The sequence below is a fragment of the Streptomyces roseofulvus genome, assembly GCF_039534915.1.
Taxonomy (GTDB): domain Bacteria; phylum Actinomycetota; class Actinomycetes; order Streptomycetales; family Streptomycetaceae; genus Streptomyces; species Streptomyces roseofulvus.
The window spans coordinates 266713-290105 of record NZ_BAAAWE010000001.1; the positions used below are offsets into that span (position 1 = coordinate 266713).

Genomic DNA, 23393 nt, shown 5'->3' on the forward strand with positions numbered 1-23393 from the left:
GCTGGCGTCCAGGCCGATCCGGGCGATGCGGTCCACCAGGGACCCCGCGCCGCTACCGTGTCAGCACGTCCTCCAGCTCCTCCAGGAGCTTGCGCTTCGGGCGGGCGCCGACCATGGAGCGCACCGGCTCCCCGCCGGTGAAGACGATCAGGGTCGGCATGGCCATCACCCCGTACTCCATCGCCAGCTCCGGGTTCCGGTCCACGTTCAGCTCGACGACCTTCAGCCGGTCCGCCGACTCCTGCGCGACCGCGCCGAGCACCGGCGCGATCTGCCGGCACGGCGGGCACCAGTCCGCCGTGAACTTCACCAGGACCGGCAGCTCCGCGCCCAGCACCTCCGTCGCGAAGTCCGCGCCCGTCACCTCGGCCACGCCGTACGTTCCCGTCGTCATCCCTCAGCCTCCCAGTTCACACGTGGGCTCCGGGCCGCCGGGCAGCTCCGCCTCGGCCCGCAGCAGTTGCGCCGCGACCTGCTCCCGTACCGCGCGAAGCCGGCCGATCATCCCGTCCAGTTCGGACAGTTTGCGGCGGTACACCTCCAAGGAGGCCGGACAGGAGTCCCCCGCGGGATGCCCTGCCTGCAGGCACTCCACGAACGGCCGTGTCTCCTCCAGCTCGAACCCGACCTCCTGCAGGGCCCGGATCTCCCGGAGCAGCCTGAGGTCGTCCTCGTCGTACTCGCGGTACCCGTTCTGTGTCCGCCGGGCGGGCAGGAGACCCCGGGACTCGTAGTACCGCAGAGCCCGCGTGGTGGTTCCGGCCCGTTCGGCCAGCTCGCCGATGCGCATGCGTACGAACGTACGCCTTGACGCCGACGTCAACGCAAGCACTCCCCCGCGACCGGACCCGCCTTGGCGGCAGCGCCCTGAGGCACCCCCAACCGCTCCGGTTCCTCCGCGCGCGTGCTCTCGTCTAGGCGGGGGGAGCACGGTGGGGGTGTGGGTGCTGGTCTCGGAGAGGCATGGGCCTTCGGGCCGTCGCGGCCCCAGCGCCGCGGGCGGCGGGTGGCGGGCAGCGGGCAGCGGGCGGCGGGCGGCGGGCGGCGGGCGGCGGCGATGCGGTAGCCGGCGCCGTGTGCCCCCTCTGGTCGCACCGGCACCCGCACCACCACAGGCCACTCCCCCGGGCCTGCGTCCGATTCGCTCATGCCACCATCGTCACGGCCACTCATAGCGCCGGTTCGCCGGAATTCCACCTCGGTCTCGGCAGTCAGCGTGCTCGGGCCCCGGCCAGTCCGCGTACTCCTGACGTTCCTCGAAGCGGCCCGTGGCGGGTTCGTTTCGCCCCCCCTAGGGCGCCCTAGGGGTCCGGGCGCGGGCCGCGGGGGTGGTCATGGGCCATCGGAGGCCCTGCCCAGCAGTTCTTCCACGGCCCGCTGGTGGATGGCGTAGACGTCCGGGAGCTCGGCGAGCGACGCCCGCTCGTCTACGCCGTGCAGTCCCTCGTAGGGGACACCGAAACCGGCCGTGGCGGGGATGCCCTTGCCGGAGAGGAGGTTGCCGATGTTCGACGGACCTGCCGTCTTCGCCCGCACGTCGAGCCCCGCCTTCCGGGCCGCGGACAGCAGCGCGGCGGCCGGCTGCTCGTCCTCCGCCAGCCGGTACGCGGGCCAGGACGCGACCGGGGCCACTTCGGTCGGCAGCGGAGCGGGCAACTCGGCGTCAAGGCCGGCGGCAGCCTTGCGGACCAGGGTCTCGGCGTCGTCCGCGTCGAAGCCAGGGGTGGTGCGGATGTCGACGTTGATGTCGACCCGGTCCGGGGTGACGGAGAACCCCTCACCGCCGTGGAAAGCCGTGACGGTCAGCTTCGGCCCGAGCGGGAAGCCGGAGGCGCCGTCCGCGCCGGGCAGATCGGCGGCGTCGAGCAGTCCCACCAGACGCGCTGCGCGGGTGATGGCACCGGTGACCGTGCGGCTCGAGCCGGAGTGACCGGACGGGGCGTGCACGGTGAGCGTGGCACGCCAGAGGCCACGGCCACCGACGACGACTTCGTCCAGGCCGGGGTAGCCGATGATCACGCCGGCCGGCCGGGCGGCACGAGGGTCGGCGAGGTAGGCACGGGCGCCACCGAAGCCTCCGGTGTGCTCGTCCACGTCCAGAAGTACCGCGAGGCCGCCGGCGAAGTCCCGCGGTCCCGCAGCGAGGCCGGCGGCGATGTGGCAGTACATCGCCGCGGCAAGCTTGGAGTCGGCCGCCCCCCGGCCCAGGAGCCAGCCGTCCCGGACCTCGCCGCAGGCCGGCGGGAAGGACCAACGGGCGGAATCACCGTACGGGGCCGTGTCCACGCACGCGTCCAGCGTCCACCACGGACCCGGCCGGTCACCCGCGACCTCGACCAGCAGACCCACCAGGGCCCCCGCATCGTCGTGCAGACGCCGGTGCGGCACCGCGCGAGCGGTCAGCCACTCCTCCAGGACGTCCAGGACCGGACCGTAGTCATCGATCCCGCCACGGCTCGGCCGACGCACGAGCTCCTGCGCGAGCTCCACCACCGACCGGATCGTCTCGTCCCGCCCGGCCCACCGAGGGTCACCGCTCATGCCCTTCCCACCCCGCTCCCCCTCCGCGCCGCGCGGGCGGCTCCCGTACGTCTCGTATCGTGCCCGGCGGCCGCGGCGCCGCGCACGCCTTCCGCCCGTGACGGAGCGGAATCACCGCCGTTTCGACGTGGAGGACGATGCCGTAGTCGAAGCCCTCCTCTTCCGTAGGCATCGGATCGGCTCACCGGGGAACCCGCCTGAGTCACGCGGGGTACGGCAGCAGGTCGCGGGAGGGAGGCGACAGGGTGTGACAGGGCCGGTGCGGCGGTGCGAGCTGACGGGGCCGGGTGCCGCGGCCAGGGCGCGGGCCGAGGTGCACCGGCTGGCCGACGAAGCCCTGCTCGCCGGCCTGCCGGTCAGCGAGGTCGTGGAGGGCGACGCCGCTCTGGTCGCCAGCGAGCTCGTCGCCCACACCGACGGCGACTGCGCGCTGGAGCTCGCTCTCACTGCCGGGGGCATGGACATCCGCGTCGTCAGCAGCACATGGCAGGCCGCGCCCGGCGGGCGCGAGCACCTCGCGTGGTGGGGTCTGCTGCGGCTCCTCGCGCGGGACATGACCGTGCGGACACACACCGTTGCCGGTGTCACCACCGTCCGTGTTCAGGTCGCCGATGCCGGGCCGGGTTGCTGACGGCGTCGGGCGGTCCGTGAAAGGGCCCTGCCGTGACAGGCGTCCCCGGCGAGCGCAGACTGGGGGGACAGGGCATGCCGCCTCACCGACCGGCGGAGATCAGGCGCTTTTCGTATGAGCGAGAGCCAGGGGTTCGCGGAAGAGGGCATCCCTCAGGGGTTCCTGGCCGTCGGCCCTCACACCTACAGGTCCCCGACCGGCGTCGCCCACGTGACACGCGACGACTCCGCGCCCGCCGGGACGCTGATACTCGACGTGACGGGCGAATTCGACCGGGACACGCTGCCCTGCCTGCGGGACGCTCTCAACGACGTCGACAAGGAGCAGCCGGAACGCGTCCTGCTCGACCTGTCGGGCGTGACGTTCGGCGACTCGACGTTCCTCAACGAACTCCTCGTAACCCACCGGCGCGCCGCTCGCCTCGTCGTCGTCGGCCCGTTCACGGGTCAGATCCGCAGGCTGTTCGAACTCACCGGCGCCGACCGCGTCCTGGAGGTCGCAGAGGATCGCGACAGCGTCGGCATCACCTGACAGAGCCGGCGCCCTCGTTCCGCTCACTCTCCGCCGTTTCCGTGACCGAGCCGCGCTCCGAGCCACCACGGCGGGTTGCCGCGAGGGCCTGCGCGGCGGTCAGGGCCACCGCGCGCCCACGAGCGGACACACCATCGCCCGACTCACCCCCGGAACCGGATGCCGTCCAGTCGTCTGGCTCACGCCTGCTGTGGCTTGCGCGTCCCCGCCGGCTCTGTCGCCGGCGGCGCGGTCACCCGTCGACGTGGACGGTGATCCACCGCCAGCGGGCAGCGGTGTCGTCCTCTGGTGGCGGATCGGGGACGCAGGCCAGGGGTGTGAGGGACAGCTGGAGGTGGGTGAGGTGTCATGACCGGGCCGGCCACGACCGCTGCGTCCGACACGTCCGTGCGCTCCGGGGAGGAACCGAGGCATGGGAAGACCAACAGGTGACGCGTGTCGGGGAACGAGGCACCTCCGCACCCTGGACCCACTCAGCACGGCCCGGGGGCATACGTTGCCGTTCGGCGGAGCGGGAACGCTTGCCTCACCCGTGGACAGCATGGCTCGGCCTTTCGTTCAGCGCGCGGATCAGCGGCGACCTCACCTGCTCCGCGTCCACCGCAACCGGTAGCCGAGCCCGTCGGCTCGGTAGCGAGCGCCGGCCACGAACCGCAACTCGGCCACGAGTCGGCGGGGGGCGTCCTCGGGTACCAGGCGGTGTGGCGCCAAGAGCAACTGCAGCTCGTCATAGCGGACGTCGACCCCGCCGCCGTCCGGATGGCTCTCCGGTCCGACCTCGCCGGCCTCACGGCGATCGTTCCATCGGGCGAAGATCGCCCACTGCTCGCGCTCCAGCTCCACCGCTGCCTCGCTCGCGGGCCAGACCCGGTACTCATCGGCTTGGCCGACGTTCACGTAGTCGTCGTTCTGGAAGTAGTGCGGCTTCCCGTCGATGTCGGCCAGGCCGGCGCGCAGTCCGTCGTACCACTCCAACTCGGCGTAGACACGCTCGAAACCGTCCGCGATCAACTGCTCTTCTTCCCAGATCTCAGCCACGCGGGCAGGCTACCGGCGAGCCCTGTTTCACGCCGCCGGCCGGCTCGGCGGCGAGGAAAAGCTGGAAGCCCTCGGCAACGACGGCATCTCAGAGCACCCGCTGGGGTCGAGATACGACGGCGTCAGCGACCTCGTCTCCTCCTCCCCGCCCGAGCACCGCCCGACGTGGTGGACCCGGTTCTTCGACTATCTGTGATCCCTCCTGCGATGTCCTCGCACGGCTCCCTGGACGGTGGGTGCTGGCATGCAGGATGCCGTGTGGCGTTCAGGTGGTGGTTTCGCCGACCGTGATCCGTGCGCACTCCCGTACGACCTCTCCCAGGTCGCATCCTCCCTGGTGGAGCTCGCGCTGACGCTGGGCCCCGCCTCCGTGGGCGAGCAGGGCCGTAAGGGCTCGGTGCGCGTCGTCGCGGTCCCCGCTGTCGCGCAGGGCCGCGTCGGTGTGCTCCAGCAGGGCGTCCAGGGCCGCTTCGGCGGGCGTCTCGCGCAGCGTGCGGGGGTCCAGGAGCGGGCCCTGGAGGCCGGAGCGGGCGGCCCGCCAGGACGCCAGGCGCAGCAGTGCGGCCGGGACGCGGGCGGGCGGCTCGCCGTCGCGCCAGGCGCGGGCTGCGGTCTCCACGAGCCCTCGGGCGAGGGTCGCCACCAGCACGGTGGTGTCCGCCTCCAGGCAGACGTCGGCGACGCGGATCTCCACGGTCGGGTAGCTGTGGGAGAGCCGGGCGTCGAAGTAGATCATGCCTGTGTCGCGGAGGACGCCGGTCGCCAGCATGTCGCTCACCCGCTGGTGGTAGCCCTCGGCGCTGCCGAACGGCTCGTACGGACCGGCGGACGGCCACCGGTTCCAGACTCGGCTGCGGTAGCTGCTGTACCCGCTGTCCTGTCCGTCCCAGAAGGGCGAATTGCCGCTGATCGCGTTCAGGAGGTACAGCCAGGGCCTGATCCGGTCCAGGACGGCGACGCCCTCCTCGTCGGACTCCACCGAGACGTGGACGTGGCACCCGCAGGTGAGCTGCTCCTGCGTGGTGAGGGCGAACTGCTCCGCCATCCACCGGTAGCGGGGGCCGAGGTTGCGTGACGGTTCCACCGGCAACGGCGAGGTCGCCAGGGCCGCCACCCGGGCGCCCGCCTTGGCGGCGTGACGCGCCGCCTCCCCGCGCAGCTGCACGATCTCGTCGCGCAGGACGCGCATGTCGCTCAGGGGGCGGGTGGCGAACTCCAGCTGCTCTTGATGGAGCTCCTTCTCGAACGCACCGTGTTCCTCCCCGTCCCCGCCCCCGCTGACCGCCTGGGCCGCCAGCACCGCCGGCGACACCGCGAGCGGCTCGCCCGTCGTGGCGCTGATGAGCAGCAGCTCTTCCTCGACTCCTACGGTGCGCATGCATGGCTCCTGTTCCGACACGGGCGACGCCCGACCTACCCGGACCCGAGTGGCGAGTCCGCAGGTCATGCGTATGCCCGGCAGATCGAGAATGACGCCTCTCGTCCTTCGAAGAGCGGGCAGCAGGCCGCGCACGAGGGCAGGCGATCCCGGTATCACCGGACCGAGGGGCCATTCCCACGGGCGCGGGGGCGGCAGACGGCCGGCGGCCGCGATGTCCCGGTCCGGTTACCTCCTGCCTGGCGCAGGGCGCGGCACGCATGGGCGGGCGATTGATTCATCGTCCGCACGGGGCTGCGCAACAACCCTCACGTGCGAATTCTTGAGGTGAGAGGGCCGACGGGGCCCTGGACGAGAGGACCACATCATGCCTTTGAGCGACGACGAGGTGCGGGACATCGAAGAGAACCGCCGGCGCAGCGAGCGGGAGCACGCGGAGTTCCTGGCCCGGCAGGAGGCGGAGCGGCAGGCGAGGTACGCCGAGGAGGAGGCCCGGCGGCGGGCGGAGGAGCGCCCGCACTCGGGGCCCACGTGGTAGCGGCGGGCTCTGCGGAAGGAGGGCTCGTGACGACGGGGCGGAGGCGTCTCGCCGTGCCGGTGGGGAGTCTGGCGCGGCTGATCGTCGCGGGGGCGGCCGTCCTGGCCGTCACGTGGTGCGGCTCGGTGCCCGCGTCCGCGGCGGCCGGGACGTCCCAGGTCCGGGCGGGCAGCCACGACAGAGACGGCTGACGGGCGCGGACGGCTGACGGGCGCATCGGGCGGAGCACCTTCACGGGGGGGGTGCTCCGCCCTCTCGCGGAACGCGCGTCCGAAGGAGTCTGCGGCCTGTCTCGTGAGCTGGGGCTCAGCAGGTGGCGCGGTGGTCCTCGTCCGGGATGTAGGCCGCCCATTCGCCGGGGGTGAGGGGACCGACGCGGGTGCACAGCTCGGCGACCAGCTGCTCGGGGGCGAGTGATCGGGTGCGCGGGCGGGTGTGGGAGCCCTGGATGTGGAGGGAGTCGCCGTCCGCGGAGAACGCGAGGGTTCTCACTCTGTCCCCGCTGGTGGGCAGCGGTGCGCCGATCATGGTGCGGGAGGGAATGTCCCAGAGGCGGATGCCGCCCGCCTGGGTTCCGGCGGCGAGCGTACGGCCGTCCGGGGAGAACGTGAGAGCCGTGACGGGAGCGGGAGTGCCGTCCGCGCCTTCCGGTTCGCCGCCGGCGAGGACACCCCGCGGGGACCTCATGGTGCCGTCGTACAGCAGGATGCGGCCGGAGCCGTCGGCGACGGCGAGCAGGTCGCCGTCGCCGTTGTACGCCATGGCGTCCCCGACGTCGCGCTCCGTACGGTCGTGCAGCAGCCGGCCCGTGGGAAGTTCCAGGACCGTTCCGTCGTTGAGGGTCATCCGCGACGCACGGGGGTGGAGCGCCATCCGGGTCGGGGAGATCCCTTACCGGAACTCTGTCAGCGGCTTGGAGTGCGAGAGGTCCCAGACCTGTCCGGAGACGATGCCGTACACGACGGGTTCACCGCCCGCGTTCGCCACGGCGAGGGATGCCGGCGGCTCACTGCCCCGGCGCATGGTGACGTCCGCCGCCGGGCGGCGGGCCTCCACGTCCCAGACCACGATGTGCCGGGTGTACGTGAGCGGGCTGGGGCGGACGTCCGCGAGAGCGGAGGCAGGGGTGAAGGCGAAGAACCTGCCGTCCGGGCTGAATGACGCCAGGGGATGGGGAGTCCGGCCGGGGAGGTGGCGTGCTCCGGGAGTCGTGCCCAGGAGCCGGCCGGCTGTCGTGTGCCGGAGCTCGTAGGAGAGCGCGCCCTCCTTGATCCTCGGCAAGGCCGTGACGTGTCCGGTGGGGCTGGGTGCGGCAGCGGGGCCCTTCCTGTCGTTCCAGTGCGCGGCGAGGATGTCGCGTGCGTTCACGGAGCGGACGGCGCGTCCGCCCATGCCCAGATAGCGGATGACACCGGCGGCGGTGTCGATCCGTACGTTGTACGGCTTGTCCTGCGGGGACAGCGGCAGGTTCAGGAGCAACGGCCCGTCCCGCTCGTCGTACGGATCCGGCCCGGCGGGCCACTTACCCGCCGGTCCACCCGTCGGTCAACCCGCCGATCACGCACTCAACCGGCACCAGCCCCCGCAGACAAGACGGTTTCACGCCGCCCGAACACGCCCCACCGAGACTGACGCAGCCCGGAGCCCGCTGTGCGGGAAAGCCGGAACCGTCCCCGCGCACGCAGGGAGCGGACAGGCGGTTTCTGCGACCTGAGCCGGAGCCTCCCTTGCTGTTCCCGCGACAATGAGCGCCATGGACCGTCTGCTGCACCTCGCTCGCACGCTCGATGAGCTGGACCCGCCTCGCTGGCCGCCTCCCGGCTCCGACGCGACCTCTTTGGTACGCAAGGTGCATGCTCTGCGGCGGGTTCCGCTGGGCGAACTCGGGCCGGCGGATCTCCGCACCCTCGTCTCCCAGCAGGTGGCACTGCCCTACGTGCTGCCGCTCGCCGTGCGCTTGCTGCTCGATGAACCGATGCTCGACGCCTCTTTCCACGAGGGCGACCTGTTGCTCGCCACAGTGAACCTCCCGGCTTCGGCCTGGGACACCTTCCCCGACCTCGGAACACGCTTGCGCACCGTGATCACGACCCTGCCGGACACGGCACTTGCCGGCCTGCCGCGCGGCGCCACCGAAGAACTCACCCGCTTCACCGCCCCGACGGGACCACGTCGCTGACCGACCCCCAGCAAGCCGGCGATCCACCACGGGGAATCGTCGGCAGCGGGTGGCGCCTGCCACGCCCGCACGCGGGGCAGCCCTGTGGGTGCCCCGGCCGGCCTGGGCACCGGGCATAGTGTGCCCATGGATCGATTCGCGGGTCAGGGCCGCCTCGCATGGTGGGCCAATCACTCGATGTGCCTTGAGATGTACGACATCGACATCACTGTGGCTGTCGACCCGATCGGCCGGTGGCGGGCAACCGGTCGGCATGCCCCCGCCCTCGACTCGATGCAGCGCGAGGGCTGGGACTTCCTCATGGAGATGGATCCCCACTTCTCCGTGACGTTTCCCGGCGAGGAACGCGGAGGGTTCATGGTGCGGGTCGTCGAGGCGGAGGACGGAACCCTCACCCTCACGGAGGCACCGGACTGGGACGGCTCCGCGAACGTCACCTTCGACCTCACCTGAGGGCAGCTCGCAAGGGCAGGAGACCGCCTTCGCCACCCCGCCGCCCGCGTGTCTCCGACGGTCAGGTGGTTCCGGCAGCGCCGGTGCGGATCGCCGGGCGGGCGGGCGCGGCGTTCCGCCGCGGGCTTCCGGCAACAGAAGGCTGGAGCCCGCGGCGGCGGACGGGGACGTCACGTGCTCAGCTGGGGACGTCCTCCGGCTCCGGGCGTACGCATTCGATGAGATAGGCGCCGGTGGCGGGGTCCATGGTGACTCCGTGGGTCTCGCTGTGAAAGCCGGGGAAGGCACGGTCGAAGGCTTCCAGGGCGCCGAGGTAGCGCAGCAGCGGGCCGTCCGGGGTACCGACGGCCTCGCCCGGCATCAGGACGGGGATGCCGGGCGGGGTGACGGTGACCATCGCCGCGGAGATGCGGCCGGCTGCCTCGGCCAGGGGCAGGCGCTCGGTTCCGCCGCGGATCAGCCGCTGGTAGCAGTGCTGCGGCGGTGCGACGGGCTCGGGAAGGTCGCGGAAGGCCGTGTCGAGGGCGTCGATCAACTCGGCCTCGGTGAGGTGCTCGTGCATGTCCTGGCACAACCGCTTCAGGGTGAGGCCGGTGTAGCGGTGCGGGTGTGCGTCCACCAGGGCGGGCAGCACCCGTTCGAGCGGAGCGGCGCCGTCGTAGAGCGCCTTGAAGTCCATCAGGGCGTCCATGAGGGTGCCCCACTTGCCCTTGGTGATGCCCATGGAGAAGAGGATCAGCGTGCTGTAGCTGTCGGTCTTCTCCACGACGATGCCGCGGGTGGCGAGGTAGGCGGTCAGGACTCGGGCCGGGATGCCCCACTCCCCCCTGTTTCCGGTGGCGGTGACGCCGGGGCAGGTCAGGGTCACCTTCACCGGGTCGAGCAGGCAGTAGCCCTCGGTCAGTCCCTCGAAGCCGTGCCACTCGGCACCGGGCTCCAGCTGCCAGCAGCGCGGATCCGCCGCGAGCAGAGCGGGCGGCGCGTCGACGAAGTCCACGCGCTCGCCGGTGGCGGGATCGGTCACGGTGTCGGGCTGCCATACGCCGAAGAACCAGCCGGGACGGTCGCCCGCGGCCTCGATGCGCCGCCCTGTGCGGACGACGGCCTTGCGGAAACGCACCGCCTCGGTGACGGCCTCGCCGATGAGGGACGTCCCCTGCGGTCCGTCCATCATGGCCGTGGCCACGTCCAGCGAGGCGATCGCGGGATACAGCGGCGAGGTCGTGCCGTGCATCATGAACGCCTCGTTGAACCGCTCGTGCTGGACCGGGGCGCGGGGCGAGGGCTTCACGTGCACCATCGCGGTCTGCGACAGGGCCGCGAGCAGCTTGTGCGTCGACTGGGTGGCGAAGACGGTCGGTCGCATCGGGTCGTCGAAGGTGTCGGCGCCGACCGCCATCCCGTACCGGCCCTCGTACAGGGGGTGGAACCGGGCGTACGCGAACCACGCCTCGTCGAAGTGCACCCGTGGCGTGCTGGGCGCCAGCGTCCGCGCGACCTGGACGGTGTCGTAACACAGCCCGTCGTAGGTGGAGTTGGTGAGCACGGCGTACTGCGCGCGCGGAGGGAGGGCGTCCGCCGCGAGCGGGTGGTCGGCGATGCGCGCCCGCACCGCGTCCGCGTCGATGCGGGCGGGGGGCAAGGGGCCCGCGAGTCCGTATCCGTTGCGGGTGGGGACCAGGTAGACGGGGCGGGCGCCGGAGATCACCAGTCCGTGCAGCACGGACTTGTGGCAGTTGCGGTCCACCAGCGCGATCTCGTCGCGCATCACGCTGAAGTGGCCGACCATGCGGTCGGCCGTCGAGTCCCCGTGCAGCACGAAGTACGTGCGGTCGGCCCCGAAGACGCGGGCGGCGTTGCGCTCGGCCTCGCCGATCGGGCCGCTGTGCTCGAACAGCGAGCCCAGTTCGCCGACCGAGATCGACAGGTCCGTACGGAACAGCCGCTCGCCGTAGTAGTCGAAGAAGGCCCGCCCCGCCGCCGACTTCAGGAACGCCACGCCACCGGCGTGCGCCGGGGTGTGCCACGAGTACTGGTGCGCGTCCTCGAAACGGCGCAGCGCCTTGAAGAACGGGGGCAGCACCCCGTCCCGGTACGCGCGTGCCGCGGCGGCCACGCGCCCCGCGATGAAGACGGGCGTGTCCTCCAGAGCCCAGACGTAGCCGGTCACCACTTCGGCGACCCAGAGCGGGAGCTGCTCGAACTCGCCTTCCGAGTCCTGCGGCATCATCAGGAACACGGGCAGGTCCTTGAACCGCTGCCCGATCGCCGCGAGGACCTCCGCCCCACCGCCCGCCGCACCGCCGGGGTCGGCCTGCGGGTCCAGGTCCCAGGCCACGACCGCCCCGACGAGACCGGCCTCCGTCCGCAGCACGGCCTGCGCGTCCCGGGCCTCGCCGGCGCTCCGTACCTGTAAGCCCTGGCCTTCCAGCTCCTTGCCGATGCGCCGCAGTTGCTCGCCGACCGCTCCGACGCGCGCACCCAGCTCCCGCGTCGCCAACAGAACCGTTCCCGTACTCATGACTGGCTTCCCACTCCTTCCCGAGCAAGGACATATGCCGCGCGGATAAACGGTTCGAGGAGTCCGGCGACACCGGCGATCGGATGACATTCACCTGAAGGGGTACCGCTCCGGTTCGGGACCCGTCCGCGACTGGCTGCGCCTGGCGCGCATGCCGGCACCCCACGACCCGCCCCTACACGGGCCGGTCGGCGGGGGTACGGGCATGCGCCGTCGACCTGGCGGCGGGCCGCTGCGGCGCGGCGGGTTCCCTTGCCGCCGACTCGACCGCGAGGAGGACGAGTCCGGCGCAGATCGGGAGGTGGACGAAGGTGTCGGCCGGCTGCCACGGTTCGCCCAGGAACGTCAGGGAGACCAGCACCATCAGGACCGGCTCGACGTAACTGAGCACCCCGAACAGAGAGAACGGCAGGACGCGGCTGGCGGTCAGGTACAGCGCGAACCCGGCGGCGCTGAGAAGGCCCAGGAGGACGAGTCCGGCGACCAGCCGGGGGCGGTGGATGACCGTTCCCAGCGAGGGCTTGGCCGCCAGGACGAGGACCGAGAAGGGGAGCATCGCGCTGAGCTCGAAGAGCTGGGCCGCGGCGGAGTCGAGGGCGAAGGCGCGTCGGCTGACGAAGTAGAGCGGAAGCCCCACGGCCACCAGCAGGGTGGGCCAGCGCAGCCCTCCGGCGAAGACCACGGCCGCCGTGACTCCCGCGGCAGCGCAGAGTACGGCCGCGATCCGCCGACGGGAGAGCCTTTCGCGGTAGACCACCACACCGACCACCACCATGACCAGCGGCAGGATGAGATAGCCCAGCGAGAGATCGAGGCCGTGCCCGCTCTGGGGCGCCCACCCGAACAGCCACAGTTGCAGACCCAGCAGAGCGGCGTTCAGGACCAGAGCGCCGGCCAGGTGCGGTGTCGCGCGGAGGCGGCCGGCCAGCGCCGCCGCCTGGTCCCACATCCGCCCCACGCAGAAGAAGGCGGCCAGCAGGACGACCATCGCGACGATGCGGTATCCCAGGATCTGCTCCGGATCCAGCGGCAGCAGGTGCGGCGGGATCATGAAGATGGTGCCGAAGATGACCGACGCTCCGACCGAGGACGCGATCCCGGACGTGGGGACGGAGGGGGTGCGCGCGTTCATGGGGCGTGAGTGCCTTCCGGGAGGCGGGAGAGGGAGGGGCCGCGGCACCGGCCTGCGGCGGCCTCCAGCGTCCCCCACTTCACCGGTAAGGACCAGCGACGAATCGTGGAGCTGATTCATTAGAATTCATGGATGGCCCTGTCTGACCTCCACCGTCTGAGGATGCTGCGCGAACTCGCCGAGCGAGGGACCCTCGCCGCCGTGGCCGCCGCGATCGGCTACAGCCCCTCCGCGGTCTCCCAGCAGCTGGCGGTGCTGGAGAGAGAGGCGGGGGCCCGCCTGGTCGAGCCGGCCGGACGGGGGGTGCGGCTCACCGACGCCGGGAAGGTGCTCGCCCGTCACGCCGTCGTGCTGCTGAACGCCGCCGCAACCGCCGAGACCGAACTGGCGAACCTGACCCACGAGGTCCGCGGCAGGATCCGAGCCGTGGGCCTGCAATCGGCAGCCCGCCGGCTCCTCATCCCCGCGCTGGTCGACGTGGCACGCCTGCACCCGCTCGTCGAGGTCGAGATCACCGAGCTCGAACTCGAAGTGGCCCTGCCCGAGCTGCGCCTGGGCACCGTCGACCTCGTCATCAGCGACGAGTACGCAGGCCATCCCCGCCCGCGTCCCGACGGCGTGGACCATCACCTGCTCCTGCGCGAAGGGACACGCCTCGTTCTGCCGGCAGGGCACCCACTCGCCGCCCACCCCGGGCCCGTTGCCCTTTCCTCGCTGCGCCACGAGGTGTGGACCTCATCGAGCAGCGGTACCGGCCATCACGCAATGATCATCGGCACCTGCCGGGCACACGGAGGATTCGACCCCGACCTGCGGCACCGGTCCAACGATGCCGACGTCCAGCTCGAACTCGTGCGCAGCGCAGGCGCGGTCACCCTGCTGCCCGACCTGACCCTGCCGGCCGCGGACCCGCGCCTGGCCGTCCGCGACATCGCCGGCACCAGCCTCACCCGACAGCTGTACGCCGTGACCCGCCACCAGGCCCTCGCCTCACCGGCGCTCCACGCCTACGTCGAGGCCCTGCACCGGCACGCCGACCCTGCCTCTGCTCCTGAGCCCGGGTCACTGGGGCCCCTCCGCTTCCGCTCGCGGTCGTGAGGTGGCGTTGCGCGTGGCCGTCCCCGCGGTCGAACGTCGCGTGCGTCAGAGCCGTTTCGTGGTGAACAAGGTGGTCCCGTGTACCGCGTCCACTTCCTTCCGGTCGGTCTCGGTGAACCCGACCTTGGCCAGCACTCTGCGAGAGGCGGTGTTCCAGTCCCAGACGGTGGCCCACAGGCGTTCGTACCCAGACGAGCGCGCCCATTCCAGAACCGCCCGCGAGGCCTCGGTCGCGTATCCCTGGCACCACACTCGGCGTAGCAGTTCGAAGGCCAGTTCCGGCTCTCCCGCCGCTCCTCGCCCGCTGTCGACCAGCCCGCAATAGCCGATGACGTCACCGACTGCCTTCCGTTCGACCGCCAGCAGGCCGGTCGACCACACCTTGTGGGTACGGATCGCAGCCTCGAGCTCCTCGACCGTGGGGTGTCCGTCCGCGTCGATGCGGCGGTGCGGCGGCACTCGTGGATCGCGTTCGGTCCAGAGTTCGCGCTGGACGGCAGCCTCGTCCACCCGCCACGGTCTGAGCAGTAGCCGACTCGTCTCGAGGAGAACCTCGCTGCCCGGCGCGTCCACAGTCATGGCAGCAACCCTCTCATGGTCGAACGAGCTGGGGCTGGGGGATCCGACGCTTCTCCTGCGTCTGGACACTCGTCCCCCGCACCTGGACCGACAGCCGGCGGGCCCCGTCTCCCGAGGCGCGTCTGAGTGAGCGCCACGTCACCTCCGGCTGTCGTCCGACCGGCTGGATGTGCCGGTGGTTCGCGCCTGGGTGCTCCGCACGGCGGCGGAGTCGAGGTTATGAAGGGAATCGAACGGAATCGGATGGAAGTTCGCCATCCGGTCATTCCCGCACATCAACCTCAGGAGTCGCACGATGCGCCCCATCAGAGCGGCCGGCCTCGGCACGGCCACGCTGGTCACCCTCCTCGCCCTCACCCCCGTCACGGCCGGCGCGACGGACCCGGGCTCCGCCCAGGCCACGGGTAAGACCCGGACCCTTGTCTATCTGGCCGAGGCGCAGCAGCTGACCCGCTTCCCCGTCACCCCCGGCGCGGTGTCGCAGGGTGATCGGGTCGTCGTCCGCTCGGACCTCTTCGACGAGGCGCACAACAAGGTCGGCGAGACCCACGGCACCTGCACCACCACCCGGGGCGGCGCCGATGAAGCGGAGCAGTGCCTCGTGACCTACGTCCTCCCGGACGGCCAGCTCACCACCCAGGGGGTGTACTTCAACTACGTCGACCAGGGTCCCTTCGACGCCGCGATCAACGGCGGCACCGGCAAGTACGAGAAGGCGCGCGGCTCGGTCCACTCCGAGACGATCGACACGGACCCGAAGGTCGTACGGCGCTTGACGATCCACCTCGCCTGACGGACCCCGACGTCCACCTGGCCCCGGCACCCGGCCGTCTCCCTCTCGCGTCGCACCATGGGAGACGCAGGTCGTGCGAGAGGAGCCGCGGGTCAGGGGACGTCCGGGGCGTCTCACCCTTCAGTGGCTGCTGTCGTGTAAATCTCGGGGGCGGGCTTTGAACGGGAGTTCCCGCTCGGACAGGACGGACGCGGAATGGGCTGGGGCCCCGGCGGCCGCTGCCGGTGTCGGGCGGGCCGCGGGCTGCCGGGGGTGGCCGTCCGTCGTGGCGTACTGGCTCAGCGCAGCAGCGCCCGGGCCGGGAGGGTCGTCGAGAGGAGAGCGAGCAGCAGCGCCGCGGCGGCGAAGGAGGCGACGAGAAGCGGGGGCAGGTAGGGGCCTTCGCCCGTGAGGCCGTGTGTCATGGGCACGAGGGTGGCCAGTGCGATCGCTCCGCCCAGGACGGTTCCGGCGACGCCGACCACCAGGCTTTCCCAGCGGATCATGCGCAGGACCTGGCGGCGGGTCGTGCCGACGAGGCGGAGGGTGCGCAGCTCGCGGCGGCGGGCGAGGACGGTCATGACCAGGGTGTTGGCGGCGGCGACGGACGCGAAGGCGCCCAGGACGGCGGCCATGGTGGTGTTGGCCCAGGCGTTGACCTCGCGGTCACGGCTGCGCGCGGCGGCCCGGCCCTCGGCGTCGGTGACCGTGCCGAGCGCCGCGAGGCGGTCCGGCGTGCCGCCGCGGACCAGGAGTTCGTCGGCGTAGGGGACGCTGCGGTGGCCGGCCAGGTCGGCGGCGGGGAGGGTGACCTCGGCGAGGCCGAGGCCGCGCCCGTAGGTGGCGACGACGCGGGGCGAGGCGGTGCGGCCGTCGGGGAGCCGCAGAGGGAGGCGTTCGCCGGGGCGGACGTCCATGGCGTCGGCGAGGTTGGCGTCGACGGCGACGGTACCGGGGCGCAGGTCGGCGAGGGAGCCGGTGCGTACGTCGGGGTCGAGCACGGGGCGGGGGTCGGCGGAGACGGCCAGCGCGGTGGCGCTGCGGAAACCCGTGTCGCGGTCGGGGAGCAGGACGCCGGTGTGCTGGACGGCCACCGCGGCGGTGACGCCCGGGAGGCGGGCGGCGCGGGCGGCGGCGTCGACGGGCAGCCCACCCGGTGCGGTCACGACGTGGTCGGCGACGACGCCGGCGCGCTGCTGGTGCTCGGTGGCGCGGTCGGTGCTGGCGTGCAGCAGGACGAGGGTGGAGGCGAAGGACGTCGCGAGCACGATGGGCGTGAGCGCGGAGGCGAGCCGGCGGGCGTTGGTACGGGAGTTGGCGGCGGCGAGGTGTCCCGGGGCGCCGGCGGCGTGGAGCGGCAGGCTGAGGACGGTGGCGCTGAGCCGGGCGAGCAGCGGGCCCAGCAGCGCCACGGCCAGCATGAAGAGCATGACGACGCCGAGGGCTGCGTTGGCGGCGTCCTCACCGGAACCGGCGGCGGCGACTCCGGCGAGCGCGGCGCCGCCCGCGGCGGCGGTCACTCCGAGGACGGTGCGGACCCGGCCGATCGCGCGTCGTTCGGTCTGCGCCTCGGCGAGGGCGAGGCCGGGCGCGACGCGGGAGGGGCGGCGGGCGGCGGCGTGTCCGGCGCCCAGGGCGGCCAGGACGACGACGAGGACGGCGGCGGCGTACGGCAGGGGCCCGGTGTCGAGTCGTACGCCCTGCGGAACCGCGCCCTTGTCCTGGAGCTGTCCGAACCACCAGCTCGCGAGGGCGAGTCCGGGCAGGCAGCCGAGAGCGCCGGCGAGCGGGGCGAGCAGCAGGGCCTCGGTCGCGATGGAGCGGCGCAGCTGGCGGGGGGTGGCGCCGATGGCCCGCAGCAGCGCGAACTCGCGGGAGCGCTGGCCGACGCCGAGCGCGACGGTTCCGGCCGCGGTGAACACGGCGACCAGGGTGGCGATGCCGCCGAACGAGCCGCCGAGCGCGACCAGGAGCTCCTTGGCGGCCGGAAGCGCGGCACCCTCGGCGAGGCTGCGGTCGTCGCCGGTGCGCACCTCCGCCTTGCCGTGCAGGGCTCGGTCGACCTCGGCGGCGAGCGTGCCGGGGTCGGTACCGGGAGTCGGGAGCACGGCGATGGCGTCGACGGTGCGGGGATGGCCGGAGAGCGCGAGGGCCTGGGCGTCGGTGAACCAGACGCCGGGCGTGTGGGTCGTTCCGGAGACGGTGAAGCTCTGTCGGCCGATCGGGGTGTCGAGGGTGACGCGCTCCCCCACGCGCGCGTGGCCGCCGCCGAGCACGACTCCCCCGGGTTCCGGCGCGGTGCCGGAGGCGAGCCGGGTGCCGGTGAAGGCGGTGGAGCCCCAGCCGGAGGCGGTGAGCGGGTTGCCGGCGACGCCGCGTACGGGGTAGGTGACGTCGCCGATGGCTCGGGCGGCGCCCTGGGCGTGGGCTGCGGCGTGGACGAGGGAGGCGTCGAGGCGCGCGCGGTCGGGCAGGGTGGCGGAGAAGGTCTGGCGTTCCGGGCCCCGTCCGACGGTGGTGTGCACCTGCTGGTCAGCCGCGGCGACGACGGGGGCAGCGGCGTAACGGGTGGGCGGCACGGACGCGGTGAGGCCGGTCTGGAGCAGCAGCCCGCATCCGGAGACGACGGCGGCGGCGAGCAGCAGCGCGATGAAGGTGCCGGCGAAGGAGGAGGGCTTGAAGCGGACGGCGGCCCGGGCGAGGCCGTTGGGTCGGAGCGGCATCAGGCGACCGCCCCGGCCCGGGCGGAGAACGCGGCCGCGGCCGTCGCGGTGGGGGTGAGGTCCGTCATCAGGGCGGCGATCCGGGCCGGGGTGGACCGGGGAAGGCGGTCGGCGAGGGAGCCGTCCGCGAGGAAGAGCACGTGGTCGGCGTAGGCGGCGGCGACCGGGTCGTGGGTGACCATGACGACGGTCGCTCCGAGCCGGTCCACGGCGTCGCGGAGGAGGGTGAGGATCTCGGCGGCGGTGGTGGTGTCGAGGGCGCCGGTGGGCTCGTCGCCGAAGATCACGTCCGGCCGGGTGACGAGGGCGCGGGCGATGGCGACCCGCTGCTGCTGTCCGCCGGACAGCTCGGACGGCCGCCGGGCGCCCTTGTCGGCGAGACCGACCTGCCCGAGGACCTCGGCGGCGCGGTCCCGGTCGGGGCGGCGGCCGGCGAGCCGCAGCGGGAGCAGCACGTTCTGCTCGACGGTGAGCGAGGGCAGCAGGTTGAATGCCTGGAAGACGAAGCCGAGGCGGCTGCGGCGCAGCTCGGTGAGCTTGTTCTCGCCGAGGCGGGTGATCTCGGTGCCGCCGAGGCGGACCGACCCGGCGGTGGGCCGGTCGAGTCCGGCGGCGCACTGCAGGAAGGTCGACTTGCCGGATCCGGACGGTCCCATGACGGCGGTGAAGCTGCCGTGCGGAAGGCTCAGGTCGATGCCGCGCAGGGCGTGCACGGCGCGGTCTCCCTTGCCGTACTGGCGCCGCACTCCGGCGAGTTCGACGGCTGCCGTGAAGGGGGCGGCTTCCCGTGCCATGGGTTCCTCCGTACGTTCGGTTTCGTCCTGTCGAACGTACGGAACGGAGCAGGTCAGGGACCATGACGGCCGCCGGTGGATCATGGGTGGGGTTGTCCCCACCCCCGCGGTCGCGCCCCCGTCGTGCGGCCGCGGTCGTCCCGCCCCCGTCGTCCGCCCCCGCGGTCCCACCCCCGCGGTCTCTTGCCTCCCCCTCCTCCTCCGCCCGTGCGATCACGGCACCGCGCGCCGCTCTCATCAGCGACATGTAGACGCTCGGACATCTTTCGAAGATCGAAGGATATTCAGCATCTCGTTCGATCTTCCTAGTGTGGAGGTCAACGGGGCAGGCGCCCCAAGACGACTACGGCTAAAGGGAGTTCATCGTGCGTGCTGTCATCCAGAAGTCCTTCGGCGGTCCCGAGGTCCTCGAGCTCGCCGAGAGGGACAAGCCGGCCCCGCTCGGCGGCGAGGTCCTGGTCCGCGTGCACGCCAGCGGCGTCAACCCGGTCGACGTGGCCGTGCGCTCCGGCGCCTACCCGCTCCTGGGCGAGCCGCCGTTCGGTGTCGGCTGGGACATCTCCGGTGTCGTCGAGGAAGCCGGCCCCGGCGCCCGCTTCAAGCCCGGCGACGAGGTCTTCGGCATGCCCTTCTTCCCGCGCGCCGCCACCGGCTACGCCGACTACATCGCGGTGCCCTCGCGGCAGGTGGCCCGCAAGCCCGCCTCACTCGACCACGTGCGGGCCGCCGCCGTGCCGCTCGCCGCCCTCACCGCCTGGCAGGGCCTGGTCGACGCGGCCCGGGTCACCGAAGGCCAGCGGGTCCTGATCCACCGCGCGGCCGGCGGCGTCGGCCACTTCGCGGTCCAGGTGGCCAAGGCACACGGCGCGCACGTCACCGCCCTGACGAGCGCCGCCAACCACGAGTTCGTCACCGCGCTCGGCGCGGACGAGGTCATCGACTACCGCACCACCGACTACACCGAAGCGGTCACGGACGTCGACGTCGTCTTCGACTCCAGCTCCGAGGGCGAGCGCGCGCTGCACGTCCTGAAGCCCGGCGGCACCCTGGTCAGCATCATGGAGCACTGGAACACCGAGCTGGCCGCCCGCATCGAGAACGAGGGCCGCCGCTTCGCCGGAATCTCGGTCGAACCGGACTACGCCTCCCTGGAGGCGATCGCCACCCTGATCGACGCCGGCCGCATCCGCCCCCACGTCTCGGCGACGCTCCCCCTCGAAGAAGCGGCCAAGGCCCACGAGCTGGTCGGCTCCGGCCGCACCCGCGGCAAGGTCGTCCTGACCGTCGCCTGAACGGAGCGGGTTAGAGTGCGGAGGGGACCGGAAAGCTGGGGAGAGGGGCGGGACTTGGACATCCTCACCGAGGTGCTGGCCTCCATGCGCACCGGCCGGCCGGTCTCCGTCCGGACCACCGGCCGGGTGCCCTTCGGACTGAGGCTGCCCCCCGTGGCCGGCGCGGGGTTCCACGTGGTGCTGTCGGGCTCGTGCTGGCTCGTCCCGCTGGAGGACGCGGCGTCTCAGACGCCGCTCCCGCTCGGTCCCGGCGACGTGGTGTTCCTGCGGGACGGGCGCGGCCACATCCTGGCCGACCACCCGGACACCCCGGCCGAGGTCGAACGCCCCTCCCAGTACAGCCCCGGCTCACCGCTCGGCACGGTCACCATCGGCGGCGAGGGCGCCACCACCAACCTGCTGTGCGGGAACTACCACCTCGACCGGGCCCGCCCCCATCCCCTCGTACGACAGCTGCCGGAGATCATCCATCTGTCCGCGAACCCTGCCCGGCACCCCGAACTCGCGTCGGCCGTGCAACTGCTGCGGACGGAGCTGGAGCAGCCCCGTCCGGGCTCCGGCGGCATCGTGCCCGCGCTGATCGACTCGCTGCTCCTGTACATCCTGCGCGCCTGGCTGGAGGAACGTCCGGCCGCCGGGGCCAAGGGCTGGGCCGCCGCACTCGGGGACGCGGCGATCGCGCCGGCCCTGGCCGCGATCCACGACAAGCCCGGCTCCCAGTGGACCGTCGAATCCCTGGCCACCCGCGCCGGCCTGTCCCGCGCCGCCTTCGCCCGCCGGTTCAACGACCTGGTCGGGGAACCGCCCATGGCGTACGTGACGCGCTGGCGCATGACGACCGCCGCACGCCTCCTGCGGGAGACCGAGGACCCCCTGGCCACGGTCGCCTCGCGCACCGGCTACGGGTCCGAGTACGCCTTCGCCAAGGCGTTCAAACGCGAGTACGGACAGGCCCCCGGCGGCTACCGGCGCGAGGCGCGCGCGGCCTGACCGGGACCACGGGCAGCGACGCGGTCGAACCGGGGCGGACTCAAGCGCGGCGGTGCACACGCCTACCCGCAGGACAGGACCTGCCCACCCCGGCGCCGTCGACAGCGGGAACGTGTGTCACCTCGTGCTGGTAGCGCGTCGGTGCGTGCCACCAGCTGCGTCGTGAGCCCTTCGGCTCGGGGCAGGCGGGTCACGGCGTGGGCCAGGTGCCGAGTGCTCGGGCCAGCCGGTCGCTGCGTTCACGGGTGATGCCCTGGGCCAGGCGCATTCCGCGTCGCGGGCTCTGGGGTCCGTCGCAGTGCAGAATGCCCGGAACGTGCGGCGCGGTCCCGGAGAGCGGAGACGGTGAGGCCAGGAACCACTCCGCCGGCTCCCACAAGGGATGGTCGTGGAGGAGGGCATCGGCCACCTCGGGCGCCCGGTCCCTGGCGACGCCCACCTGAACGAGCGCGTCGGCGATCACCGCGCCCGCACCGGCGGGCAGGCCGCTGTCTCCGAGGATCGGGAGCAGAAGCAGCAGGCGGAGGTGCGGTGCCTGGACCCCGGGAGCCCCGGGGTCGGGCGTGCCGGCGATGTGCGTGAGCTCGCGCCAGGAGAGTCCGGGGCCGGCTTGATGCCCGTCGATGGTGGCCAGGTGCCCGTGCCGGTCCCACTCGGGATGCGCGACGAAGTACTCCGTACCCGGGTCATCGGTGAGATTGCGGCCCACGACGAGCACGCTGTGACCGTCGCCGAACGGGATACGCAGGACCGGCCAGCGCTCCTCATCGGTCAGGGCCTCGTACGCCGCGTCCGCGTCGGCTGCGTCAGCCCCGAACCACTGCGGCTCGGGGTCCTCCTCCTCGGTCTGACACATCCACAGCAGGTAGGCAGCCCAGAACCCCGGCAGCGCCAGCAGGCCCTCGGCCGCGACGAGGGGAACGTCCTCGTATCTGTCGATCACCACGCGTTCAGGCTGCCACCTGGCACTGACAAGCACCGCATCCACCGTCCTCGTGCGCCGTGGACGGCAGACGACGGCCCCCCGCCTGCTGGGAGCAGGGGCCGCCGCCCCTAGGCTCTCGGCGGTACGGCCGGCGCGGGGAGGTCGAGCAGGCGGGCCAGGGCTGCCGTGACGGGCGCACTGTGGGCAGGCAGGTGTACGCAGGCCCATGCGGCGGCCAGCGCGAGGAACTCGGCAAGGTCGCGCTCGGCGCCGGCCAGCAGGTCGCGGAGTTCGGCGACGGACAGCTCGATCACCGGGCTGCCCTTCTGCTCGGCGTTCACCGTGAGCCGGATGGTGCCGCCGACCCGCTCCGCGGCGGGTGACACAGGGTCGTGGCCGAACCCGAGCAGGCCGCCGCCCTCGACGAGCTGGTGCCAGTCGCGCCAGTTCTCCAGTCCGTCACAGCAGCCGGGCAGGAAAGTGACGCCCGTGGCGTGGTCGGTGACCCGCAGCCCACCGGAGGCGAAGAGGCTGTCGAACGTCAGCAGTCCATGGAGAAAGGAGTCAAGCGCGCCGGGCGGACGAGGTGGACGGTCGCCGTCGGGGTCGAAGTCGTTGCCACCGGCCATCAGCATCACCGCGGTCCCGACCTCAGTGGATGAGAGCGCACCGCTGAGAGCGAGAAAGCCAGGCACCTCGGCCTCGGCGACAGGCCAGAGGTCGAAGCCGACGGGTGCGTCCATCTCCAGGACCGGCTGCATCACGATCACCCGGCCAAGTGTTCCGCATGCCTCGTCCGCCCCACCACCTCCTGAGGTCGTCGGACTGCGGAGCGGACCCATGGGCGGCCGGTGCCGCGAGGACCTCCTCACCCTGCGCGTCCCTGCGCGACGCCCCCGGCGCCTGCCCTGGCGGCGTGCTGACGGCGACGGGGGAGAGCCGACCGCGTCGCGGCGGCCGTTCGGTGTGACCCGCCGGCGGTCCTCCGTGTCCCGGCCCTGCGAGCCGCCGTGCGCTTCGACCCGTCGTCGTCACGGGACGCGGTGCCGACCGGGGGCGGGACCGCTGTAGCCCATGCCGCAGGTGATCGTTTCTCAGCGGGTCGAGTCGGACCGGGCGCTCGCTCGGGTGCCCTGTGGGAAGAGGTGGTGCATGGCAGGCGCGGCCGCGGCGGCGTCGCCCCTGCGGCGTGTCAGCGATCCACGGCACACGACCGGAACTTCAACCGGATAGTTCATCCGAATGTGTGCTAGCGTCCGGGGCACAAGTGGATGACCC

Annotated in this window: 24 protein-coding genes; 10 read left to right on the top strand and 14 right to left on the bottom strand. The window is 72.6% G+C overall.

Annotated elements, in window-relative coordinates:
• Positions 1-52: 52 nt before the first annotated feature.
• The 3 genes from trxA to ABFY03_RS01285 all read right to left on the bottom strand — a co-directional run bounded on the left by trxA (position 53) and on the right by ABFY03_RS01285 (position 2541).
• The gene (gene trxA / locus ABFY03_RS01275) at positions 53-394 is read right to left on the bottom strand and encodes a thioredoxin (protein ID WP_319007496.1); all 342 of its coding nucleotides are present in this window, start codon (positions 392-394) and stop codon (positions 53-55) included.
• Between the two features lie 3 nt (positions 395-397).
• Positions 398-790 carry a MerR family transcriptional regulator gene (locus ABFY03_RS01280; RefSeq protein ID WP_319007497.1) on the bottom strand — a complete coding sequence of 131 codons (393 nt, stop codon included), beginning with the start codon at positions 788-790 and terminating at the stop codon, positions 398-400.
• 542 nt (positions 791-1332) lie between these two features.
• Complete coding sequence (locus tag ABFY03_RS01285; RefSeq protein WP_319007498.1) at positions 1333-2541, bottom strand: M20 family metallopeptidase; 1209 nt, start codon at positions 2539-2541, stop codon at positions 1333-1335.
• A 247-nt stretch (positions 2542-2788) separates the two neighbouring features.
• On the opposite strand from ABFY03_RS01285, the gene ABFY03_RS01290 reads away from it, so the two are divergent.
• Positions 2789-3172 carry a hypothetical protein gene (locus ABFY03_RS01290; RefSeq protein ID WP_346168864.1) on the top strand — a complete coding sequence of 128 codons (384 nt, stop codon included), beginning with the start codon at positions 2789-2791 and terminating at the stop codon, positions 3170-3172.
• A 114-nt stretch (positions 3173-3286) separates the two neighbouring features.
• A complete protein-coding gene (locus tag ABFY03_RS01295; RefSeq protein ID WP_346168865.1) occupies positions 3287-3703 on the top strand; it encodes an STAS domain-containing protein in 417 nt (138 codons plus the stop codon).
• A 582-nt stretch (positions 3704-4285) separates the two neighbouring features.
• Here the strand turns inward: ABFY03_RS01295 and ABFY03_RS01300 are convergent.
• Positions 4286-4741 carry a hypothetical protein gene (locus ABFY03_RS01300; protein ID WP_346168866.1) on the bottom strand — a complete coding sequence of 152 codons (456 nt, stop codon included), beginning with the start codon at positions 4739-4741 and terminating at the stop codon, positions 4286-4288.
• Positions 4742-5006: 265 nt separating this feature from the next.
• Positions 5007-6119: a glutamate--cysteine ligase gene (locus ABFY03_RS01305; RefSeq protein ID WP_319007503.1), complete on the bottom strand. Its 1113-nt coding sequence runs from the start codon at positions 6117-6119 to the stop codon at positions 5007-5009.
• 367 nt (positions 6120-6486) lie between these two features.
• Between ABFY03_RS01305 and ABFY03_RS01310 the strand changes: the two genes are divergently transcribed.
• Positions 6487-6657 carry a hypothetical protein gene (locus ABFY03_RS01310; RefSeq protein ID WP_346168867.1) on the top strand — a complete coding sequence of 57 codons (171 nt, stop codon included), beginning with the start codon at positions 6487-6489 and terminating at the stop codon, positions 6655-6657.
• Between the two features lie 26 nt (positions 6658-6683).
• Positions 6684-6848, top strand: coding sequence for a hypothetical protein (locus tag ABFY03_RS01315; RefSeq protein ID WP_346168868.1), 165 nt, complete (start codon positions 6684-6686; stop codon positions 6846-6848).
• 115 nt (positions 6849-6963) lie between these two features.
• Here the strand turns inward: ABFY03_RS01315 and ABFY03_RS01320 are convergent, their stop codons facing one another.
• Together ABFY03_RS01320 and ABFY03_RS01325 are read right to left on the bottom strand one after the other, a co-directional pair.
• Positions 6964-7530 (bottom strand): WD40 repeat domain-containing protein, encoded by a 567-nt coding sequence (locus tag ABFY03_RS01320; protein WP_346168869.1) that lies wholly within the window; start codon positions 7528-7530, stop codon positions 6964-6966.
• 18 nt (positions 7531-7548) lie between these two features.
• Positions 7549-8136 carry a hypothetical protein gene (locus ABFY03_RS01325; protein WP_346168870.1) on the bottom strand — a complete coding sequence of 196 codons (588 nt, stop codon included), beginning with the start codon at positions 8134-8136 and terminating at the stop codon, positions 7549-7551.
• 274 nt (positions 8137-8410) lie between these two features.
• Between ABFY03_RS01325 and ABFY03_RS01330 the strand changes: the two genes are divergently transcribed.
• Both ABFY03_RS01330 and ABFY03_RS01335 read left to right on the top strand, forming a co-directional pair.
• Positions 8411-8836 (top strand): contact-dependent growth inhibition system immunity protein, encoded by a 426-nt coding sequence (locus ABFY03_RS01330; RefSeq protein WP_346168871.1) that lies wholly within the window; start codon positions 8411-8413, stop codon positions 8834-8836.
• A 126-nt stretch (positions 8837-8962) separates the two neighbouring features.
• Complete coding sequence (locus tag ABFY03_RS01335) at positions 8963-9289, top strand: hypothetical protein (protein WP_346168872.1); 327 nt, start codon at positions 8963-8965, stop codon at positions 9287-9289.
• Positions 9290-9467: 178 nt separating this feature from the next.
• Here ABFY03_RS01335 and ABFY03_RS01340 read toward each other — a convergent pair whose 3' ends face one another.
• A complete protein-coding gene (locus tag ABFY03_RS01340) occupies positions 9468-11810 on the bottom strand; it encodes an Orn/Lys/Arg family decarboxylase (RefSeq protein WP_346168873.1) in 2343 nt (780 codons plus the stop codon).
• Between the two features lie 175 nt (positions 11811-11985).
• Positions 11986-12942 (bottom strand): EamA family transporter RarD, encoded by a 957-nt coding sequence (rarD, locus tag ABFY03_RS01345; RefSeq protein WP_346168874.1) that lies wholly within the window; start codon positions 12940-12942, stop codon positions 11986-11988.
• Positions 12943-13074: 132 nt separating this feature from the next.
• Between rarD and ABFY03_RS01350 the strand changes: the two genes are divergently transcribed.
• Positions 13075-14040 (top strand): LysR family transcriptional regulator, encoded by a 966-nt coding sequence (locus ABFY03_RS01350; protein WP_346168875.1) that lies wholly within the window; start codon positions 13075-13077, stop codon positions 14038-14040.
• A 45-nt stretch (positions 14041-14085) separates the two neighbouring features.
• On the opposite strand, the gene ABFY03_RS01355 is transcribed toward ABFY03_RS01350, so the two are convergent.
• Positions 14086-14619, bottom strand: a complete 534-nt coding sequence (locus tag ABFY03_RS01355) for a GNAT family N-acetyltransferase (protein ID WP_346168876.1) — start codon at positions 14617-14619, stop codon at positions 14086-14088.
• A gap of 295 nt (positions 14620-14914) precedes the next feature.
• On the opposite strand from ABFY03_RS01355, the gene ABFY03_RS01360 reads away from it, so the two are divergent.
• Complete coding sequence (locus ABFY03_RS01360; RefSeq protein ID WP_319007513.1) at positions 14915-15412, top strand: allene oxide cyclase barrel-like domain-containing protein; 498 nt, start codon at positions 14915-14917, stop codon at positions 15410-15412.
• Between the two features lie 278 nt (positions 15413-15690).
• On the opposite strand, the gene ABFY03_RS01365 is transcribed toward ABFY03_RS01360, so the two are convergent.
• A complete protein-coding gene (locus ABFY03_RS01365) occupies positions 15691-18114 on the bottom strand; it encodes an ABC transporter permease (protein WP_346168877.1) in 2424 nt (807 codons plus the stop codon).
• Complete coding sequence (locus ABFY03_RS01370; protein ID WP_346168878.1) at positions 18114-18908, bottom strand: ABC transporter ATP-binding protein; 795 nt, start codon at positions 18906-18908, stop codon at positions 18114-18116. The genes ABFY03_RS01365 and ABFY03_RS01370 overlap by 1 nt, the downstream gene beginning before the upstream one ends.
• 365 nt (positions 18909-19273) lie before the next feature.
• Here ABFY03_RS01370 and ABFY03_RS01375 point away from each other — a divergent pair, with 365 nt between their 5' ends.
• Both ABFY03_RS01375 and ABFY03_RS01380 read left to right on the top strand, forming a co-directional pair.
• Positions 19274-20200 (top strand): NADP-dependent oxidoreductase, encoded by a 927-nt coding sequence (locus ABFY03_RS01375; protein ID WP_346168879.1) that lies wholly within the window; start codon positions 19274-19276, stop codon positions 20198-20200.
• A gap of 54 nt (positions 20201-20254) precedes the next feature.
• Entirely contained in the window at positions 20255-21190 is a 936-nt protein-coding gene (locus ABFY03_RS01380; RefSeq protein ID WP_346168880.1) for an AraC family transcriptional regulator, read from the top strand.
• A gap of 190 nt (positions 21191-21380) precedes the next feature.
• On the opposite strand, the gene ABFY03_RS01385 is transcribed toward ABFY03_RS01380, so the two are convergent.
• Together ABFY03_RS01385 and ABFY03_RS01390 are read right to left on the bottom strand one after the other, a co-directional pair.
• Entirely contained in the window at positions 21381-22169 is a 789-nt protein-coding gene (locus ABFY03_RS01385; protein WP_346168881.1) for a hypothetical protein, read from the bottom strand.
• Between the two features lie 74 nt (positions 22170-22243).
• A complete protein-coding gene (locus ABFY03_RS01390; RefSeq protein ID WP_346172181.1) occupies positions 22244-22876 on the bottom strand; it encodes a hypothetical protein in 633 nt (210 codons plus the stop codon).
• Positions 22877-23393: the final 517 nt, after the last annotated feature.